The organism is Pseudomonas sp. NPDC089406, from assembly GCF_044900265.1.
Lineage (GTDB): Bacteria > Pseudomonadota > Gammaproteobacteria > Pseudomonadales > Pseudomonadaceae > Aquipseudomonas > Aquipseudomonas fakonensis.
In genome coordinates, this window is sequence record NZ_JBJDNC010000018.1 from 65,878 (window position 1) to 80,382 (window position 14,505).

The window sequence follows — 14,505 nt, forward strand, 5'->3', positions numbered from 1 at the left end:
CGATCCTTGGGGCGATGGCGCAAGTCCATCGGGCGCGCGCAGGCGCTCAGGTGAAGGATCACCAACCGGGAGTGTTGGTTCAGTCGGATGTGTCGTCGTCGCTCAACCGGCAGGTGGCGTTGCCCTTTACGCCGCTGGCATGGGCACTGACATGGCGTACCTTGAAGCCGGGTTCGCGCACCGTGGCCGCGGCGCTCCAGCCCTCGCCGTTGTCCATCTGGTAGCTGATCGATCCGTCGGCGTGCCATGCCACGCGCAGGCCGTAGCGGTCATTGCGGTTGGGGCCGGTCAGCGGCCATTCCCTGATCACTGGCTTTGCGTCGACGAGGGTACGCAGCGCGAACACTCGCTGGGTACCTTCCTCGACCGGGTAACTGGAAAGGAACAGCGTCGAGTCTTCCTTGTCGTCCTCGGCAGCCGCGAGAATCACCGAAGGCACCCACTTCTCGCCCCGGCGGTTCTCGTCGATGCGTACCTGGCAGGTCAGCTGACCCTGAGCGCCCACAGGCTCGCGCATGAAGGTCTCGAAGAATCCGTATTCGATATCGAAAGTAAGCTGCTTGTCCGGGCTGCAGCCCAGCATCAGGGCTACAGCGAGTGCCATGGAGCATTTGAATCCGTTCACGCAGAGTTCCTGAGTGTGACTGGGCGTTATTTACAGGGGCGCAGCAAAGCAGTTTTCAACCCAGCACCGGCCGCAGGAAGTTGCGCTCATAGCTGATGATGAAGCGCTGCTCGGTGGCCAGGGCAAACGCCGCAATGCACTCAGGGTCGCTTTCCGACGCCGTGCGATAGGCCTCGTAAGCCGCAAGGCTGGGGAAGCTGAACAGCGCATAGGCCACGTTGTTGGCCCCTTCGCTGGGCAGGAAGTAGCCGTGGTGGCTGCCGCCCATGCGGTTGACGATGGGGATCCACAGCTTGGCGTAGGCCTCGAAGGCCGGTACCTGGTAGGGGTCGATAAGGTACTTGAGGTGGCAGGTGACCATGTGCACGCAATCCTTTGGGTGAGCCGGGGGAGGCTCACCTTACAGGCAGTGCCGGCAGGCGTCACGGGGTATCGGGCTGGCGCCAGATCAGCTGGTCGGTGGGGTAGCCCTGCTTGCGCGCCAGCTGCAGCAACTGGTCGCGGGTCTGCTGGCTCACCGTTGGCGTGCGCGACAGCAGCCACAGGTAGTCGCGGTTGGGGTGGCCGACCAGGGCCACGCGGTAGTCGGGGCTTACGTACAGCACCCAGTACTCGCCCTTGGTCAGCCCTGGCGCCAGGCGGCTGAACCAGTTGTCGAAGCGCACCCAGAGCTTGTCGGTGCGGCCCGGTACCTGGGGCTCGGCGATGCCGTGGGCCTCGTTCCACTGGCCGTCCTGTTCCTTGCAGCGGTTGTTGACGTCGATGCGCCCGTCCTCGCGCAGGCCGTAACGGGCCTCGGACTGCACGCAGTTGCGCTGGAAGAACATCGGCAGGCGTGCCAGTTCGTACCAGGTGCCTTGGTAGCGCTGAAGGTCGACCTGTTGCGTATTGGGGGGCGGCAGTTGCTGGTCGTGGGAGCTTGAGCAGCCGGCCAGGGCCAGGGTGAGGCAGGACAGCAGCAGGGTGGTGCGCATGGCCATGGAAACCTCCTGGAAAGGGCAAGGTGTACAGGAGGTTGGATGCGCGGGCGTGGGGAAAGTTGTATGGAATAAAAAGGTGCAGTTGGGCGCGTGGAGGCGGGCATTGTCGGAGTGCCGAACCACCGCTGAGCAGGCACCGCTATGGATGGCACCGGCTGCGCCGGTGTTCGCGGCTAAAGCCGCTCCCACAGGGATTGCATAAGTTTCAGGCCAGTGCCGTACCTGTAGGAGCTGGCTTGCCGGCGATAGGGCCTGCACAGGCTAAAGCTGGCACCGGCTGCGCCAGTGATCGCCGGCAAGCCGGCTCCTACAGGGATCGCACCAGCTTTTAGAAACTGAGCAAGACAGTTGCTCCCACAGGTGCAGCGCTGCATTCAGAGAGTGCGCAGTCTTGTGGGAGCGGGTTTACCCGCGAAGCAGGCACCGCGCAGTACGGCACGGGCTTCGCCCGTGTTCGCGGTGCAAGTCGGGGTGGCGAACCGCCGGTCTCGCAGGAATCACACCTGCTTTTTGAGAGTCAGCAGGGCAGTTGCACCCCGCAGTCAGCTCAACACCTCAAAACCATGGGTCCCATCACGCTCCAGCTGGGCGATCAACCCGAACTCCCAGTCCAGGTAGCCCTGCATCGCCTCGCGCGGCGCGTCGGTGCCTTCATAGGGGCGGCGGTAGCGGTCGCTGCGTGGCACGGCCAGGTGCGTCTCGCCGCTTTCCAGCGCCAGCCCGGCGGCGATCCAGCGCGCGGTACCGCCTTCGAGCAGGTACACCGGGGTGCGGGTCAGGGTTTGCAGGTCGCGGGCGGCGAAACGCGCCAGCAGGCTGCTGCCGCAGGTCAGCACGTAGCGCTGCGCCGGTGGCACCTGTTCCAGCACCTCGGCCAGTTGCGCACGGATCGCCCAGTGGGCGCCAGGGATGTGGCGCTTGACGTAGTTGGCGCTGGTGGTGAAGTCCAGCACCACGGTGCCGGCTTCCTGCAGCCAGTCGGCCAGTTGCTCGACGCCGACCTCGCGGGCTTCGGGCAGGGCCGGCAACGGCGCCTGCCATTCACCGCGGGCACTGAAATCGCTGGCCGACAGCCCGTCCAGCACCGCCACCTGCCAGCCCATCTGCGCCAGCCACGAGGCGCTCATGTTGGCGCGCACGCCGTCGTCGTCCACCAGCACGATGCGCGCCCCGCGCACGCTGGCCACGTGGTCGGTTTCCTGTACCAGCTGGCCGCCCGGCACCGGGCGGCTGCCCGGCAGGTGCCCGGCGTTGTACTCCTCGGCGCTGCGCACGTCGAACAGGTAGGTGGTGCGGGCGGCTTCGGCCTGCCAGGCCGCCAGCCCGGCCAGGTCCAGGCGCTGCACCCCGGCACGCTCGGCCACACTGAGCGCCTGGCGCCCGGCGTTGGCCCGGGTGCCGGCGCTCACCTCGGCAAATGCCCGGTCCTGGCCGTGGGCCAGTTGCTGGCCGGCCAGGGTCCAGCCAATGGTGCCGTTGCGCAGCGCCGCCACCGGGTTGGGGATGCCGGCGTTGACCAGCGACTGGGTGCCGATGATGCTGCGGGTGCGCCCGGCGCAGTTGACGATCACCTGGGTGGACGGGTCTGGCGCCAGTTCCGCCACCCGCAACACCAGCTCGGCGCCGGGCACGCTGATGCCGCCGGGGATGCTCATGGTCTGGTATTCATCGAAGCGGCGGGCATCGAGCACCACCACGTTGGCCTTGTCGTCCAGCAGCGCCTGTACCTGCTCGGCGGCCAGCGACGGGGTGTGGCGCACGCTCTCCACCAACTCGCCGAAGGCCTTGCTCGGGACGTTGACGTCGCGGAAGGTTTCACCGCCGGCTGCACGCCAACCGGCCAGGCCACCGTCGAGCACGGCCACGTCGCTGTAGCCCAGCGCCAGCAGGCGCTGCGCCGCTACCGCAGCCAGGCCCTCGCCGTTGTCGTAAAGGGTGATGGCGGTGTCACGCCGGGGTACCCGGGCATAAACCTCAAGCTCCAGTTTGGACAGCGGAATGTTGGCGGCGAACAGCGGGTGGTCCTGGGCGAACGGGTCTTCTTCGCGCACATCGATCAGGGCCAGTTCCTCGCGGGCCAGCAGCGCACGGCGAATGTCGGCATAACGGCGGGTGGTGACGGTGCTCATGGGGCAGGGTTCTCTTTGGACAGGTCCCAGATGTTGGGCAGGCGGGTATTGGAGTAACCGGAGATGAACGGTTTTTCGCTGCCGTCCTCGGCGTACACCGCGCGCTTGACCGCGCCGATGTTGCCGCCGTAGACGTGGATGCTGATCGACACCTGGTCGCTGAAGGCATTGCTGACCTGGTGAATATCGCCAATGCGCGGCGACACGGCCTCCACCTGGCCCGGGGCCAGGCGCACCGGTGTGCCGTCGGGCTGCAAGGCGCCCTCTGCTGTGCGGGTGAAGCCCTGGGAGAACTCGGCGCCGCGCAGCATGCCGATCAGCCCCCACACCCGGTGGTCATGCACCGGCGTGCGCTGCCCGGGGCCCCAGACAAAACTCACCACCGAAAAGCGCTGGCGCGAGTCGCAGTGCAGCAGGTACTGCTGGTAGCGCTGCGGGTCGGGCTGGGCAAGTTCGTCGGGCAGCCAGTCGTCCTGGGCGACCAGGCTGGCCAGCAGGTTGTGCCCGCGGTCGAGGAGGGTGGCTTCGTCGGGGTGCTGGTCGAGCAGCCCGGCGAGGCTGTCGATGAAATGGCGCAAGCGCTCGGGGTTATGGCTCATGGTTCAGGCTCGGCGTACGGTTTCAGGTAACCCTAGCAAAGCCTTTTTGTATTCTCAAAATGCAAAATATTCATAAGCTAATATGCGAGTAGTGCATTTACGATGGCCATCGCAAAAGGCATGAGGTTATGCCTAAAGCGCATTTCACAGCCCTTGATACGATCTATAGATTATAAAAATAGATTAACTAAGACTCAAAAGCTATAAATCAATCGCCACGAGACCGCACGCGCGGATCGGCCTTACATGCCCCAGGCGGGCATCTGGAGACCACCCGTGCGTTACTTCAAGCAACTGGCTGCCACCGTGCTGGCCACCACCGTCAGCCTCACTGCCGCCGCCCAGACGCTGGTGGTCGGTGACCAGAGCTACAACGCCCAGGCCGTGATGGAAGCGGCCGGGGTGCTGGAGGACTTGCCCTACAGCCTGGAATGGAAGCAGTTCACTGCCGGCTCCCCGGTGGCCGAGGCGCTGAATGTCGGCAGCCTCGACATCGGCCTGCTGGGCGATGCGCCGCCGCTGTTTCTCGGCGCCCTCGGCGCGCCGATCAAGGTGATCGCGGTCAGCCGGCAAAACCTCGAAGGCGTGGCCATCCTGGCCCGCAAGGACTCATCCATCCACAGCCTGCAAGACCTGCGCGGCAAGCGCGCGGCGCTGTGGAAGGGCTCGTGGAGCCAGCAGTTGCTGTTCAGCGCCCTGGACAAAGCCGGCGTGCCGCGCGATGCCCTGGAGCTGCGCTACCTCAGCGCCCTCGATGCCTCCCACGCCCTGGACGGCGGCTCGGTAGACGTGATCGCCACCTGGGAGCCCTACGTCACCCAGCAGGAGCGCCAGGGCGCGCGGGTGCTGGCCACTGCCGAAGGGGTGATCCCGGCGCAGAGTTTCGTGGTGGCCAACAGCAAGGCGGTGGAGGCCAAGCGTGCGCAGATCGCCGACTTTTTGCAGCGCCTGAAAAAGGCCCGTGACTGGACCCTGAGCGACCCGGCCCACACCGAGGCCTACGCCGACGCCTGGGCCAAGCGCACCCGCGCCGACGGCGACATCGCCCGTGCCTGGTTCGCCCGCGCGCGCACCGACCTGGCGCCGCTGAACCCGCAGGTGATCGTCGATGCGCAAAAGACCGTGGACTTTTTCGCCGGCATCGGCCTGATCAAGGGCTACCCGGCGGCCAGCCTGTTCGACAGCTCGTTTGGGGCGGCCATTGAGCAACCGGCAGTCAGCCAGCATTGAGTCAACCCGCACCGGCCCCTTCGCGGGCAAGCCCGCTCCCACAGGATTGCACCCGGCCTGAAAATGGCCCGGCCCCTGTGGGAGCGGGCTTGCCCGCGAAGAAGCACACACCGATTTCACAGGACACCCCCATGACCCAACGACAGATCAAACTCGGCGCCCTGACCATGGGCTGCGGCGGCCCCGGCCGGCACAACCTGTGGCTCGACCCTGAGCTGCCGGCCGACGCCAGCGTCAACATCGACTGGTACATCGACATCGCCCGCCAGGCCGAAGCGGCGCTGTTCGACCTGGTGTTCATCGTCGACAGCCAGTTCATCACCCAAGGCTCCCCCTCGCACTACCTCAACCGCCTCGAGCCCCTGACCCTGCTCTCGGCCCTGGCCGTCAGCACCCGCCACATCGGCCTGGTGGGCACCCTCACCACCTCCTACAACGCCCCTTACAACGTCGCCCGCAGGCTTGCCTCGCTGGACCTGATCAGCAAGGGCCGCGCCGGCTGGAACGTGGTCACCAGCGGTGACGCCGGCACTGCCGGCAACTACGGGCTGGACGAGCATTACGACTATGACACCCGCTACGCTCGCGCCCAGGAGCACGTGCAGGTGGTGCAGGGCCTGTGGCAGTCGTACGAGGAGGGCGCCTTCCCCCGCGACCGCGCCACTGGCCGCTTTCTCGACCCGGCCAAGCTGCACGGGCTGAACCACAAGGGCGAGCACTTCTCGGTGGTCGGCCCGCTGAACATCCAGCGCTCGCCCCAGGGCCAGCCGGTGATCTTCCAGGCCGGCGACTCCGAGCAGGGCCGCGACCTGGGCGCCGCCACGGCCGATGTGGTGTTCACCCATGCCGCCAGCATCGAGCAGGGCCAGGCGTTCTACCGCGACATCAAGGCCCGCGCCGCAAAATTGGGGCGCGACCCTGAGCAGTTGCTGGTGTTGCCGGGGGCGGAAATCTACGTCGGTGACACCGATGAACACGCCCGCGAGATCGAGCGCCACTACCACCAGGCCGACCACAGCTTCGAGCTGGCGCTGAAGGAATTCGGGCGCAATTTCGGCTGGCACGACTTCAGCCAGTACGACCTGGATGCGCCGTTCCCCCAGCAAAGCCTGGAATACGCCCGCAGCAGTTTTTTCACCAATGCCAAGCGCATCGCCGACCAGGCCCTGGACAAGGGTTTCAGCCTGCGCCAGGCCGTGGAGTTCGGCCGCCAACTGCGCCCCGGTGCGTTCGTGGGCTCCGCGCAAAGCGTGGCGGCGAAGATGGCCGAATGGTTCGAGGCGCGGGCGCTGGATGGCTTCAACATCTACATCGGCCACCCCGGGCAGTTTCGCCGTTTCACTGAAGAAGTGGTGCCGCTGCTGCAGGAACGCGGGGTGTACCGCACCGCCTACGAAGGTACCACCCTGCGCGAGAGCCTGGGCTTGCAGATACCGCGCTTTGGCCGTTGACTGGCAGTGGAGTCGGCTTAGTTACTTGTAGGAGCCGGCTTGCCGGCGATGAGGCCAGTCGCCCAAACCCGGCTCTTGCGGCCTGTCACCGGGGCCGCTGTGCGGCCCAATCGCCGGCAAGCCGGCTCCTACAGGTACAACGTAGGCTTGAAGCTTATGCGATCCCTGTGGGAGCGGGCTTGCCCGCGAACACCGGCATAGCCGGTGCCAGGCACCGTGTCGACAGCTTCGCGGTGGTCCGGCACTCCGGTAAACCCGCTCCTACATCCCAAACCCAGCGCTGTGCCTGTGAGAGCAACTGTCTTGTGCCGCCTGAGCCGGCCTCATCGCCGGCAAGCCGGCTCCTACAGGTACAGCGCGGGCCTGGAGCTAATGCGGTCCCTGTGGGAGCGGCTTTAGCCGCGAAGCAGGCGCCGCGGTGGATGGCACCGGCTTCGCCGGTGTTCGCGGCTGAAGCCGCTCCTACAGAGTCTTCGTTGAATCAACCCGTTGTGATTAGCTCTGTAGGCCGGCCATTGCCCAGTCTGAATTCAGACCTCAGGTACGAAACGCACTCAAACCGCCTTTGAGCGCCCTGGCAGTACTGCCCAGCGTGGTCGCCGAATCATGGATCTCGGCAATCCCCTGCGAGGTATGTGCAAAGCTTTCATGCATGCCGCCAAGGCGCCCGGCAATGTCGGTGACTGCGTGCTGGATTTCTTCACTGCTGGTCAGTGCGCGGTCCATGGCGCCACTGACCTGGCCCATCTGGTGCACCAAGCCGTCGATGACCCCAAGGGTACTGTCGGAGCTCTGCGCCAGGCTGCGCGACTGTTCGGCGGTACTGCTCATGCGTTCGGCAATCTGGCGGATGCCGCTGGTGACGGCGTTGATGACCTGGTTGGCGTCGTTCAGCACCCCTTGGGTCTGCCCGGCCAGCTTGCGCACCTCGTCAGCCACCACCGCGAACCCGCGGCCGGCTTCACCGGCCCGCGCCGCCTCGATGGCGGCGTTGAGCGCCAGCAGGTTGGTCTGGTCGGAAATGGCGGCGACCATCTGCAGCACCTGGCCGATCTTTTCCGCTTCGCGGCTCAGGTGCTGCAGGTCGCTGGCAAGCTCGATGCTCGCCGAGGTGCTGCCGTGCACGTCGCCGATCAGGCGCTTCAACTCCTGGTGGGTCAGGCTCAGTTCGCTGACGGCGGACTTCAGGTCGATGCGCACGGTATCGGCCAGGCTCGAGGAGTTCTCGGCGGCCTGGCGAATGGACTGGCCGTGCTGGTTGATATCGGCCAACTGCCCACCCGCCTGGCGGATGCGCAGGTTTATTTCATCGGCCAGCTGCAAGAAGATTTCCGCCAGGCGCTGGTTGCTTTCGGCCATGCCGGAGGCATTGCCCAGGGTCTGGCGCAGGTCTTGAAGCAGGTTGGACAAGTGCTTGCCCATCTGGCCGGTTTCATCGCCGTTAAGCACCGTGACGGTGGTCGACAGGTCGCGCTGTTCGGCGATGTAGTTCAACTGCCCGGTCAGGTGGTGAATGCCCCGCACCAGCATGCGCGCGGCCAGCCAGGACAACAGCAGGCCCACCAGGAAAGACGCCGCGCCAATCAGCAGCAAACGCTCAAGGCTGGCCTGAATGGCCGCATTCAGTGCATCGAGGGTGACATCCACCCCCACGATGTATTGCTGGCCGTCGGCGTTGTGCAACGGCAGGAAGATCGAGCGGAAGCTGCCGAAGCTGTCGGTGTACTCGTCGAATTGCTCCTGGTTGCTGCGGGAGGCTTCGATCACCGCGGGGCTGGCGTCGCTGTAGTGCTCCAGGTGCTTGGAGTAGGTGCCGCCGGCAATGTCGCTGGCATTGGCGCTGTCGGCCAGGTAAGCCACTTTGCCCTGCCCATCGACCATCAGGCTGTAGGCATATTTGAGGTTGACCTCGCGCGCATACTCGCCAAGGTTGCGTACCTGGGCTTCGTATTCACCGGCCTTCAGGCCGTTGGCCTCACGGGTGCGGGTGAGGTAGTCGGTACCCAGTACCCGCGGCACGGCGTAGGCGACGGTGCGCAAGCGGTTGTCGATTTGCTGGCGAATATCTTGCGACTTGGAGTACTGGGCGTAACTGATGAAGGCGGTGATGCTGATCAGGTTGACCAGGGTGAGCGACAGTAACAGCTTGGTTTGCAGGCGGAGGTTGCCCAGGAGCATGTGAAAGAATCCGTTCAAAGGCTTGGAAGTTCAAGCAGGAGGGTGCTCTGGTTATCGAACGAATGGGGGAAAACATTAGCGGAAGTTGTCAAGAACCGGCACTGGGCGCAATCAGTCCAACCTGGGCATTTTGAAGTTCTCCTGTTGGCTGTTAATTATTTTAATCGGGTCAGGATTAATGCTCGCTATTTATGCCGCAGTAGGGGGCACAAAAAAGCGCCCTTAGTTGCATCCCTTTCAAGATTTTTGTCTTTTTGGATATTGCCGTTTCAGGTCACAGTTGCCGGGGCCGCGTTGCGGCCCTTTCGCGACACAAGGCCGCTCCTACAGGGATTCGCGTTCTTCTGTAGGAGCGGCCTTGTGTCGCGAAAGGGCTGCAAAGCAGCCCCCGGCACCCTCAGAAGTTATAAGTCACCCGCCCAAAGTAATACCCCCCGGTAAACCCGTACGGCGAATACACCCCGTACCCCTTGACCATGGTCTTGCTGCTCGGCGCCTGGCGCTCGGGGTACACATCGAACAGGTTGCGTGCACCAATCGCCAGTTCCAGGTCCTTGGTCAACTGGTAACCCACATCCAGGTCGGTGATCCAGCGCGCCTTGTACTCGCGGTCCAGGCTGCGGTCGCTGGCCGAGTTGACCTCGCGCCACGAACCATAGCGGGTCAGCCCCAGGTTCACCCGGTAGCGGTCCAGCCGCCAGTTGCCGCCCAGTATCAGCTTGGTGTGCGGCTGCACTTCGGTCAGCAGGTTGCGCGCCTGGCGGTCCATCAACTGGTAGGGCGTGCCGAGAATGTTCACGCTCTGCTTGTAGTCGAGAATCTCGGTGTCGTTCCAGTTGAACGCCGCCGTCCACTTCACTGTGCCGGCGCTGCCCAGGTCGTGGTCGTAGCTGCCCACCAGGTCCAGGCCCTTGGTGCGGGTGTCGGCGCCGTTGGTGAAGTACTGCCCGCCGGAGGTGGAGTCGATGCCGTTGGCCAGCAGCGCGGCGGTGACCTCGGGGCCGAGCAGGGTGCCGGTGAGGGTGATGCGGTCGCGCACGTTGATCAGGTAGGCGTCGGCGGTAAAGGCCAGGCGCTCGGTGGGCTGCCAGGTCAGGCCGAGGCTGTAGTTGGTCGACTTTTCCGGTTTCAGCGGTTCGGCGCCCAAGGCCTGGGCTGCGGCCGAGCCCACCGGCAGCACGCCGTAGTTGATCGACTGGTACACGCCGTTGACCACCCCATAGGTGGTGGAGCGGGCGCTGAACAGGCTGTTGGCCAGCGACGGCGCGCGGAAGCCGTTGCTCACCGTGGCCCGTACCGCCAACTGCGGGGTGAACTCGTAGCGGGTGGTCAGCTTGCCGCTGCGGGTGGCGCCAATGCCGCGGTCGTAGTGCTCGTAGCGCAGCGCGGCGCCCCAGTACCACTGCGCCAGCGGGTTGAAGCCCACATCCACGTAGCCGGCATAGCTGTTGCGGCTGGCACTGGTGGCCTCGGCCGGCGAAATGCCGTTGGTCACCTGGGCGCCGGACGAGGCGCAGTTGCCGGGCGCCGCGCAGTAGCCGCCGTCGGCCCAACTGGCCCAGTCGCCGTCCTGCACCTGGTAGCTGTCGCGGCGCTGCTCCAGGCCCCAGGAGAAGTCCAGCGGCTTGCTCAGGCCTACCTCGTAGCTGCGGTGCAAGTCGAGGTTGCTGGTCAGTTGCGAGCTGACCCAGGTGCCGGACTCGAAGTGGTTGGGGGTGGCCTCGCCCAGCGACGGGTTCTGGTTGTTCCAGGTGCCTTGTTCGGCAGTGTTGCGCCCGTAGGTGCTGGACAGGTCCCAGTCCCACTCGCCGGCCAGGCCCTTGGCGCCGAACGCCGCCTGGTAGTCGTATTCCTCGATGTACCAGGTGGGCGTGTAGCCGGCCGGGCGCCCGTTGGGCCCGGTGGTGATGGTATTGACGATGGTCGGCAGGCGGAAGTTCTGGCCCTGCTCGGCCTTGCGGTACGACCAGGTGCTGAACGAGTACAGGGTCAGGTCATCCTCCAGCGGCAGCTCGGCGTTGTAGCCCAGGGTCAGCAGGTTGATCTTCGGCGTGCCGTAGCCGCCGTAGGTGACCTTGCCGGCGCGCTCCAGCGCCTCGGCTTCGCTGTAGCCGTTGGCGCTGGCCTTGTTGTCGTCGTTCTGGCTGCGGGCATCCAGGGCAAGTTGCACAACGCCGTCGCGGCCGATTTCGAAGCCCTTGTTCAGGCTTTGCTGCACGGTCTGCTTCTTGCCGTCGTAACCCTGGCCTGCGGTGGTCACGGCGGTGCCGCGGGTGTCGGCCTTGAGAATGACGTTGATCACCCCGGCGATGGCGTCCGAGCCGTACTGGGCTGCGGCGCCGTCACGCAGCACCTCGACATGGTCGATGGCGCTGATCGGGATCAGGTCCAGGTCGCTGGGGGCGGCGCCGGCGTTGATGCCGCTGATGTTCAGGGTGGCGCTGGTGTGGCGGCGCTTGCCGTTCACCAGCACCAGCACCTGGGCGGCGTTGAGGCCGCGCAGGTTGGGCGCGCGGGCCATGCCGCTGGCGTCCCAGCCGGTTTTTTCCGGCAGGGTCAGCGACGGCACGCTGGCACTGAGGGCTTCCATCAGGCCGGGCTTGCCGGTTTCTTGCAACTGCTTGGCGCTGATCACATCGATCGGCACCGGGCTGGACGTCACAGTGCGTTTTTCGCTGCCGCGGTTGCCGGTGACGATCACCGTGCCCAGGGCCTGGGCGGCAGGTTCTTCGGCGCTGGCCGGGGCGCTGGGCAGCCCCGCGGCCAGGGCCACGGTCAACAGCGGGGCAGTGGTAAAGGCTTGCTTCATTACACGCAGTTCCTTGTCTGGCGGGGTGGCGCGCTCAGGGCGCCTTGGCCGCGATCGCGTCGATTTCCACCAGCGCGCCGGGCAGCGGCAGGGCTACTACCTGGAGGGCGGTGCGGGTCGGGGTGTTGGGCTGTTCGGCGGTGGCGAAAAACTCGGTGTACGCCGCCTGCAGGCCGGCAAAGTCGAGCTGGCCGCCGTTGGCCGGGTCGCCCACCAGAAACACCCGCAACTGCACGATATCGCCCAGGCCCAGCCCCTGGCTTTGCAGGGCCGTGCGCAGTTTTTTCAGCACCGAGCGGGCCTGGGTTTCGGTGTTGCCCAGGGCGGCGATGCTGCCTTTGGCGGCGTTGGGGTCGGCCACATCCGGCAGGGTGCCGCTGATGAAGGTCAGCTGGCTGCCGGCCGGCACCGTCACCAGTTGCGAAATCGGGAAGTTCGAACCAGGCGGCGCAACACGCTTGATGCCGTCGGCGTGGGCGTTGAGGGTCAGCGACATGAGCACTCCGGCAAGCAGAAGAAAACGAGGCATGGGTGGGGTTCCTGTGGGGGTCAGGCGGCAGCGCCGCGGGTGGTCTGGGCGGCATGCCGGGCGATCAGGCTGACCACCCGGCGGGCCGATTCGGCGGCGCTGTTCTGCCAGATGCCCACGCCGCCATGGGCCAGGGCGTCGCTGGCCAGCCAGGTGCGGCCCTGGGGCTGGTTGAGGGTGTCGTAGCCGGGCTGGGCGACCTCGTCGTGGACGATCCATGGCGCTTCGCTGAACGGCACTTTCGACCAGTTCACCACCAGCGGCCGGCCCAGCTTGTGGCTGTGGCCCGGGTGCAGCGATTCCACCGCCTGGCGCGACGAGGCAATCTGCGCCTGTAGCGATTTGCCGGCGAACTGCTGGGCCACGGCGCCGGTGTTGTAGGTGGCCACCAGCACGCCCTGGGCGCTGTTGAGGTGGTCGCTGGGGTACCACAGGGTGCGCGCCTCGTGGTTGATGTAGCTGAGCCCGCCGTAAATCTGGAAGTCGGTCTCCCAAAAGCGCGGCGACTGCCAGGCCACCTTGTTGGCCTTGTCGCCCTCGGCGCTGGCGATGGCCTGCCTGAACGGCGCGTCGAAGTTGTTCGGCAGCTTGGCCAGCAGCGGCAAGGGCAGGGTGACGATGGCGTAGTCGGCGTGTTCAACGTGTTGCTGGCCGCTTTTGCGGTCGCGCCACACCACCTTGGCGCCATGCTCGGCGGTCTCCACCCCCAGCACTTCGGCGCCCAGGCGCACGCTGTCCTTCACCTGGCGGTAGAAGGCCTTGGGGATCTGGTCCATGCCGCCCACCGGCTGGAACATGGTCGAGGAAAATTCCGGAATCTCGTCGAACACCAGCGGCAGCAGCAGGTTGCTGTCCAGCAACTGGTCCAGCGGCACCGGCTGGCGCTGCACCGGGGTTTGGTCGCCGGCCCCGGCAAAGCGCGTGTAGCCGGCGCGTACCGAGCCGCGGTACTGCTGCTGGCTGTCGAGGTCGCCGTACACCTTCAAAAAGTCCAGCAGCGCCTTGCGCTGGCCGCCGCTCAGTTCGGCATCCAGGCTGTTGCGGCTGACGCTGCGCGCCAGCAGTTCGCTGAAGTGCCCGCGGGTGTCGTTGACCGCCTGGCGCAGCAGCAGCGGTGGGCGGGCAAGGTCTGGCTGGGCCAGGGCGTTGCGGCTGCTGTTCACCAGCACCTGCAGCTCCACGCCAAGCTCGCGGCAGTAGCCGAGGATGGTCAGGTGGTGGCTGGGCAGGCGCGCGGCGCCGGCATTGAAGAAGTGCCCCTGGTCGAATTCGACGGTTTGCGTGGTGCCGTCGTTGTGCTCGATGCGGTCGCCCTGGCGCAGGGTCCACACCCGCCCGCCGACCCGCTCGCGGGCCTCCAGCACGGTCACGGCAAAGCCTGCCTTGCGCAGCTCGTAGGCCGACACCAGGCCGCTGATGCCAGCGCCGACAATCACCACGCGCTTGCCATTGCCGCCGTTGGCGGCCAGTTGCAGGGGTTCGAAGGTGGCGGCCAGGGCGTTGTGCCCCAGCGCGCCCAGCGCCGCCGAGTAGCCGCCGATGGCGGCCATGCGGGCGATCAAGTCTCTACGGGAAAGTCCCATGTTGCGTCTCCGTTCAGGTCTCAAGCGAAGGTGCGCAACAGGGCAGACGTACCCCTGGCGGGGGCCCGACGACGTTGGCGCACATCCATTTGCCTCCGCCAGGTCGGGGTCGGTTTACAGAACTTAATGGTCTTTATGAGGGTTGTGAAAGGCTTTTTTGTTCTAAGTTAATATGCTGTTTAGTGATTAAGTTTGTTTGTATAAATGCATATTTGGCATGACTTTGTGCGACGACTGAAACATTCGGCCAAGGCTGACATTTCAAAGGGAATCGCCCCACTTTCGCGTCAGAAGGGTCCTACAACACGGGTTTTTTTGTTCTTGCTAGCGTTCGCCCCTTGCCACCTCGGCAGGGCCCGAACCCCGCGCCGCTGCCGCGCAAATACAAGGAC

General features: G+C 65.6%; 11 protein-coding genes. 2 read left to right on the top strand and 9 right to left on the bottom strand.

The window, feature by feature from the left end:
- Positions 1 to 79: 79 nt before the first annotated feature.
- The 5 genes from ACI2KK_RS14605 to ACI2KK_RS14625 form a co-directional block, all read right to left on the bottom strand.
- A complete protein-coding gene (locus ACI2KK_RS14605) occupies positions 80 to 604 on the bottom strand; it encodes a hypothetical protein (protein WP_404669416.1) in 525 nt (174 codons plus the stop codon).
- 76 nt (positions 605 to 680) lie between these two features.
- A complete protein-coding gene (locus tag ACI2KK_RS14610) occupies positions 681 to 986 on the bottom strand; it encodes an NIPSNAP family protein (RefSeq protein ID WP_404669417.1) in 306 nt (101 codons plus the stop codon).
- 61 nt (positions 987 to 1,047) lie between these two features.
- Entirely contained in the window at positions 1,048 to 1,605 is a 558-nt protein-coding gene (locus ACI2KK_RS14615) for a lipocalin family protein (protein WP_404669418.1), read from the bottom strand.
- Positions 1,606 to 2,147: 542 nt separating this feature from the next.
- Complete coding sequence (locus ACI2KK_RS14620; protein WP_404669419.1) at positions 2,148 to 3,734, bottom strand: rhodanese-related sulfurtransferase; 1,587 nt, start codon at positions 3,732 to 3,734, stop codon at positions 2,148 to 2,150.
- Positions 3,731 to 4,333 (bottom strand): cysteine dioxygenase, encoded by a 603-nt coding sequence (locus ACI2KK_RS14625; protein ID WP_404669420.1) that lies wholly within the window; start codon positions 4,331 to 4,333, stop codon positions 3,731 to 3,733. The genes ACI2KK_RS14620 and ACI2KK_RS14625 overlap by 4 nt, the downstream gene beginning before the upstream one ends.
- 276 nt (positions 4,334 to 4,609) lie before the next feature.
- On the opposite strand from ACI2KK_RS14625, the gene ACI2KK_RS14630 reads away from it, so the two are divergent.
- Together ACI2KK_RS14630 and ACI2KK_RS14635 are read left to right on the top strand one after the other, a co-directional pair.
- Entirely contained in the window at positions 4,610 to 5,563 is a 954-nt protein-coding gene (locus ACI2KK_RS14630; protein ID WP_404669421.1) for an ABC transporter substrate-binding protein, read from the top strand.
- Positions 5,564 to 5,694: 131 nt separating this feature from the next.
- A complete protein-coding gene (locus tag ACI2KK_RS14635; protein ID WP_404669422.1) occupies positions 5,695 to 7,014 on the top strand; it encodes an LLM class flavin-dependent oxidoreductase in 1,320 nt (439 codons plus the stop codon).
- 537 nt (positions 7,015 to 7,551) lie between these two features.
- On the opposite strand, the gene ACI2KK_RS14640 is transcribed toward ACI2KK_RS14635, so the two are convergent.
- From ACI2KK_RS14640 to ACI2KK_RS14655, 4 genes are all read right to left on the bottom strand, one after another.
- Complete coding sequence (locus ACI2KK_RS14640) at positions 7,552 to 9,192, bottom strand: methyl-accepting chemotaxis protein (RefSeq protein WP_404669423.1); 1,641 nt, start codon at positions 9,190 to 9,192, stop codon at positions 7,552 to 7,554.
- Between the two features lie 397 nt (positions 9,193 to 9,589).
- Positions 9,590 to 12,001, bottom strand: coding sequence for a TonB-dependent receptor plug domain-containing protein (locus ACI2KK_RS14645; RefSeq protein WP_404669424.1), 2,412 nt, complete (start codon positions 11,999 to 12,001; stop codon positions 9,590 to 9,592).
- Between the two features lie 34 nt (positions 12,002 to 12,035).
- A complete protein-coding gene (locus tag ACI2KK_RS14650) occupies positions 12,036 to 12,530 on the bottom strand; it encodes a RidA family protein (RefSeq protein WP_404669425.1) in 495 nt (164 codons plus the stop codon).
- 20 nt (positions 12,531 to 12,550) lie between these two features.
- Positions 12,551 to 14,113 (bottom strand): NAD(P)/FAD-dependent oxidoreductase, encoded by a 1,563-nt coding sequence (locus ACI2KK_RS14655; protein WP_404669426.1) that lies wholly within the window; start codon positions 14,111 to 14,113, stop codon positions 12,551 to 12,553.
- Positions 14,114 to 14,505: the final 392 nt, after the last annotated feature.

Bases quoted from the DNA above. Each gene is read 5' to 3' on its own strand.
- ACI2KK_RS14605 (WP_404669416.1), bottom strand. From the start codon at position 604: ATGGCACTCGCTGTAGCCCTGATGCTGGGCTGCAGCCCGGACAAGCAG.
- ACI2KK_RS14610 (WP_404669417.1), bottom strand. From the start codon at position 986: ATGGTCACCTGCCACCTCAAGTACCTTATCGACCCCTACCAGGTACCG.
- ACI2KK_RS14615 (WP_404669418.1), bottom strand. From the start codon at position 1,605: ATGGCCATGCGCACCACCCTGCTGCTGTCCTGCCTCACCCTGGCCCTG.
- ACI2KK_RS14620 (WP_404669419.1), bottom strand. From the start codon at position 3,734: ATGAGCACCGTCACCACCCGCCGTTATGCCGACATTCGCCGTGCGCTG.
- ACI2KK_RS14625 (WP_404669420.1), bottom strand. From the start codon at position 4,333: ATGAGCCATAACCCCGAGCGCTTGCGCCATTTCATCGACAGCCTCGCC.
- ACI2KK_RS14635 (WP_404669422.1), top strand. From the start codon at position 5,695: ATGACCCAACGACAGATCAAACTCGGCGCCCTGACCATGGGCTGCGGC.
- ACI2KK_RS14640 (WP_404669423.1), bottom strand. From the start codon at position 9,192: ATGCTCCTGGGCAACCTCCGCCTGCAAACCAAGCTGTTACTGTCGCTC.
- ACI2KK_RS14645 (WP_404669424.1), bottom strand. From the start codon at position 12,001: ATGAAGCAAGCCTTTACCACTGCCCCGCTGTTGACCGTGGCCCTGGCC.
- ACI2KK_RS14650 (WP_404669425.1), bottom strand. From the start codon at position 12,530: ATGCCTCGTTTTCTTCTGCTTGCCGGAGTGCTCATGTCGCTGACCCTC.
- ACI2KK_RS14655 (WP_404669426.1), bottom strand. From the start codon at position 14,113: ATGGGACTTTCCCGTAGAGACTTGATCGCCCGCATGGCCGCCATCGGC.